At 34.7% G+C, this 3,960-nt stretch carries 3 protein-coding genes; 1 reads left to right on the top strand and 2 read right to left on the bottom strand.

Annotation, left to right across the window (positions count from 1 at the left end; genetic code table 11):
• Positions 1–33: 33 nt before the first annotated feature.
• On the top strand, positions 34–2,025 hold the full coding sequence (locus tag AS161_RS06800) for a glucodextranase DOMON-like domain-containing protein (RefSeq protein ID WP_164542242.1): 1,992 nt from the start codon (positions 34–36) through the stop codon (positions 2,023–2,025).
• Between the two features lie 146 nt (positions 2,026–2,171).
• On the opposite strand, the gene AS161_RS06805 is transcribed toward AS161_RS06800, so the two are convergent.
• Both AS161_RS06805 and AS161_RS09260 read right to left on the bottom strand, forming a co-directional pair.
• The gene (locus tag AS161_RS06805; protein ID WP_164542243.1) at positions 2,172–3,644 is read right to left on the bottom strand and encodes a pitrilysin family protein; all 1,473 of its coding nucleotides are present in this window, start codon (positions 3,642–3,644) and stop codon (positions 2,172–2,174) included.
• Between the two features lie 103 nt (positions 3,645–3,747).
• Positions 3,748–3,960: hypothetical protein (locus AS161_RS09260; RefSeq protein WP_206518793.1), on the bottom strand; the 213-nt coding region annotated here is incomplete at its 5' end.

The raw sequence follows: 3,960 nt of genomic DNA on the forward strand, positions 1-3,960 counted from the left end.
CAAAAATATTTCTTTGAAGAGGGAGGGAAGGGTATGAAAAAGATTAAGTTTTTTGCTTTGATGGTGTTGATACTTTCTGTATTGTCACTTGCGGCATTGAAAATTGAAGGGAACAAAGTTGTCTTTACATTCAACTATCCTCAGGCAAATACGGTGCATCTTGCCGGTACATTCAACAATTGGTCAACAAACGCTAACCCAATGAGAAGAGAAGGGGATCTGTGGGTTACCGAACTTGAGCTTAAACCAGGAACATACCAATACAAATTTGTTATCGATGGTGGAAAAGTGTGGAAAGAAGACCCAGACGCTCCAGGTTACACGGATGACGGATTTGGTGGGAAAAATGGTGTTTTTACACTTGCACTCAAGGATGATCAACTAGTTATCGTTGCTCCAGCAGCAGAGATTAAAGAAAAAGTTGAAATCAACGCGGAAAGAGAAGAAAACTTTTATATAGAAGATAACACGTACGTTGTTATAAGATTTTACAAACCCGAAGCAAGGTACGTTTTTATTGCGGGGTCGTTCAACAACTGGAGCATGAACGATACAGAATGCTACAGCTCAGGAGATGGATGGTGGGAAGCTGTTTTGGAGCTCACACCTGGTGTGTATCAATACAAATTTGTTGTTGATGGAAAAGATTGGCTCTTTGACCCAAACGCACCTGCATTTGTTGACGATGGATTTGGTGGAAAGAACGGGATATTTGAAGTTTGGAAGGAAGATGGACAACTAAAAGTTGGAGCACCAAGAGTCAAACAGGAGGAAGAGCCAGCTAAAGTAGAATTACCAAAGGAAAATACTGTTAAAAGTGTTGAATACGAAATAGACGGGAAACTTTCCGAAAAAGAAAAATCAACTGCCATATTTACAGGTTCAACATTGAAAGAAATTTACGTTGCAAGAACATCAACTGCAGCATATGTGGCAGTTGTACTTGACAAACCAGCTAGAGATTACATTGGTGAAACCATGTTGATAGAAGTTTACACAAACGCTCCGAAAATGATGAGTGCAAATTCTAAAACCTACAATGGAACAACATTATCAAAGCCAGTTGGATTCAGATTTTCTGTAAACATGAAAACGTGGAAGACAAGGAAGCGTGGAACATTCTACGCGGCCGCTGGTGATGATTCTTGGATACTACAAGCAAACGCATTCAAAGCAGCGGTTGATGATGTAGTTGAAATTGAAATACCATACGACATTCTTGGAGTAAAAAGTGGTGAAGAATTCAACATTTTTGTTACTTGCGCAATGGGAGATAAAGAAGAAGTAATTCCACAAGATGGAGTAGTTGTAAAGGCACCAACTATGCTATCTGGTAATGTTATTGCAAAATTTGTTGATAAAGTTGGAGACGATTACGGATTTGGTACATACACATATCCAAAAGACCCGGCATTTGCACCATACAAAGGATTATTTGACATAACAGAAGTTACAGTTCTTGAAAATGATGACGCATACGTATTCAGCATAAAATTTGCAGAGATGACAAACCCATGGGCATCTCCAAAAGGATTCTCACATCAATTGATAAATCTCTACTTAGATACAAAAGCTGGTGGAAAAACCACAACATACAAAGAAGGTGCAAGAGTACAATTTAAAGAACCTTGGGATTATTTCATAAAAGTCGCAGGTTGGCCAGATGACAGAATAGTCTTTGCAACGGCAGATGGTAAAGAGATACCAGAAGCAATAACATACGAAGCAGATCCAGTTGATAAAGTAATACATGTAATAATATTCAAAAAATACTTAGATGTTCAAACTGGTATAAAAGCATATATACTTTCACTCAGCCAAGATGGATACGGCGCAGACCACATAAGACCTATAACTAAAGACTCGACACAATGGACATTAGGTGGTTACCCAGCAGATTCGAAAGATTACGCTCCATTCGTCCTTGACATAATCGTTCCAGAAGGCTACACACAAGAGGAAATACTCAAATCATACGTACCAGGTCAAGCTTATGCAACATTAATACCTGTTGTAGTCAAATAAGAACTAAGAATAAAGTAAAACAACTACTCCCCCAACTTGGTCAAAGCGAGTTGGGGGAGTTTTTATTATAGTTTCAGTGAAATAAAAAACCCGTTTCCAGTTGGAAACTTCAACTAGAAACGGGCTTTGAAAGTTCTAGGTATTTGTTATTTATTTTCTATAACTTCGTAATCTTTTATACCATTTTTATCTAGATTTTCTATTATCTTATCTTTATTTCCAACAATTATAATTACAAAATTTTCAGGATATGTGAATTTTGAGAATGCTTTTTGAACATCTTCAACACTGAGCGAGTTATACATTTTTACAAATTCATTTATGTAGTTTTCACTAAGATTTCTGATTTCTATGTTAAATGCAACGCTATCAAGAACTGAGATCTTGTCTTTATAGGAATTTGGGAATAACGCATTGTAAAGGTTAACTTCATTAAATAATTCTTCTGAAGTTATTGGATCTTTGTTGTATTTCATATCTTCCATAATTTTCTTAACATCTTTTATCAAATCTGCTAACGCGTCATAGCGTACTGTTGTTGTTACATAGAAATTTCCAAGGTAATTTCCAGTGGAAAAACTTGAATTAATACCATATACATATCCTTTTTCAGTTCTTAGAACTTTCATTAATCTACATTTAAAAGCACCACTTCCATAAATTCTATTTGCCATTAAAAATGCAACTCTATCATAAAGCTTGTCTTTAAAGAATTCAAAATTTGGGAACCTATATCCCATTTTTATTTTTGCTTGCGTAGAATCCTTTCTGTTAACAACTACAATTTTTGGAGTAGTTTTTAGCGAAGAATCGTATGTTAGCATTGGTTCTGAGGAAACTGTATTTTCCCAATCTCCAAAATATTTTTTTATTAATTCTTTTACATTATCAATTTCAAAATTTCCTGCTATTGAAATTATAATTCTGTTCGGACTAATTGTTTTGTAATAGAAATTCTCAACTTTCTCCGGAGTTATTGAAGAAATATTTGCATGGAGTAACTCCAAATTATCTGAGAATGAGTAAGGGTGTTCTTTACCGAAAACATTTAATGAGTAGTACATATTTAATAATCCGTCTTCTGTTGTGTAACTTTGGGCAATACTTTGAAGGTATTCTTTAACTATTCTGCCAAAATGATCTCCTTCAAATTGTGGCTCTGTTAATTCAGATGCAAGAGCTTCAAAAAGAGCTTCTATATCTTCTGATAGTGAATTTGCTGAAATAGTGTAATAATCATTATCCGCGGAGAAAGAAATGTCTAATCCGTTTAATTCTTTAAAATCGATCAATTGCGTTTCATCAAATTTTTTTGTAGCGGTGTTCATTATTTTCAACATTACTGATGAATAGCCAGCTGTTTCCATTGTTTCGTTCATTTTTCCGTACTTTACATATCCTTTTATCTCAACAATAGGGAGAGTGGTATCTTTTGAAATGTAAAATACCATACCATTATCCAATTGTACTCTTTCGTATTCAGGAATTTCTATTGTGGGAATTTTATTTTTTGCACCGGCAAGTTTATCAAATAATTCTTTAGAAAAATCAACAGAGAATAAACTAACGGATAAAGCAAATATAACTAATATATAAGTTAGATTTCTAAATATTTTCATCTTCTATCCCCCCTTATTTTTTAGGATTTTGTTAACCAAAGGTATTGATAAATTTCAAAAATCATATTATCTTCTTAAATAGGGGACACCCCCCAATATACTCTCAATAAGGAGGTATCCCGATATGGTTAATATCCAACTCAAATGCCCTCATTGTGGCTCTTCTAACTTCATCAAAAACGGTCATGATAAGTTCAAAAACCAAATCTTCTTTTGCAAAGACTGCAAGCGTTACTTTAAACTTTCTTTCACCAAAAAACACAAACTTTTCTCTTTCCCTTACCCTCGTTGTGTTCATTGTAACCATGTCATGGAA

It is taken from the genome of Fervidobacterium sp. 2310opik-2, from assembly GCF_011057735.1.
Taxonomy (GTDB): Bacteria; Thermotogota; Thermotogae; order Thermotogales; family Fervidobacteriaceae; genus Fervidobacterium; species Fervidobacterium nodosum.